Origin of the sequence: Tannerella forsythia (genome assembly GCF_003860135.1) — a bacterium.
GTDB classification, from domain to species: domain Bacteria; phylum Bacteroidota; class Bacteroidia; order Bacteroidales; family Tannerellaceae; genus Tannerella; species Tannerella forsythia_A.
Window position 1 is genome coordinate 1 of record NZ_RQYN01000144.1, and the last position, 809, is coordinate 809.

At 54.4% G+C, this 809-nt stretch carries 2 protein-coding genes; both read left to right on the forward strand.

Translation table 11 applies throughout. The features are described 5' to 3' along the window. On the forward strand, positions 1–323 hold a 323-nt coding region (locus tag EII41_RS13705), incomplete at its 5' end, for a leucine-rich repeat domain-containing protein (RefSeq protein WP_185711934.1). A gap of 82 nt (positions 324–405) precedes the next feature. Continuing rightward, positions 406–809: BACON domain-containing protein (locus EII41_RS14695; protein ID WP_148091770.1), on the forward strand; the 404-nt coding region annotated here is incomplete at its 3' end.

Consider the following 809-nt stretch of genomic DNA (forward strand, 5'->3'; position numbering starts at 1 on the left):
TCTCGCATAACACTCAGTTAGAGGATTTGTATTGCAAAAATAACGACCTCACCGCCCTTGATGTCAGTGCATGTAACCAGTTAAAGGTGTTGGATTGCTCCGTCAACCAACTCACCGCTCTCGATGTCTCGCATAACACTCAATTAAAGGGGTTGTATTGCTCCGACAACCAACTCACCGCCCTCGATGTCTCGCATAACACTCAGTTAGAGGATTTGTATTGCCAAAATAACGACCTCACCGCCCTTGATGTCAGTGCATGTACCCAATTAGATTGGTTGGAATGCGACAACAACCGAACCCGCCCTCGATCTCTCGCATAACACCCAATTAGAGGGATTGGGTTGCTCCGGCAACCAACTCAAGGCTCTCGATGTCAGCGCATGTACCCAATTAAAAAAGAGGTTGAATTGCTTCAACAACAACTTCTCCAAGGCCGCGCTCAACCGGCTCTATTGTTCCCTGCCTGACCGTACATCGACAACGGAAGGAAAAATCCGGCCGGCCTATGACGCGACCGACGCCGGACATGCCGACGTACTCGCTTCGTCCGGCTCCATCGCGACCGGCAAAAACTGGAAGGTTCAATATTATTCAGGCGGTTCCGATATCCCGACTACGGGCACAAGAGCATGCGGACCCGACTTCGCCGTAACCCCCGAAACCGTCGATATCACGTTCGCGGGCGAAACGAAGCCGCTCACCGTCACCGCAAGCGAAGCATGGACGGCCCGATGCGACGCGCCGTGGATCACCCTCTCGGCCGCTTCCGGTACAGGCGACGGCACGATCACCGTCACCGCCCCGGC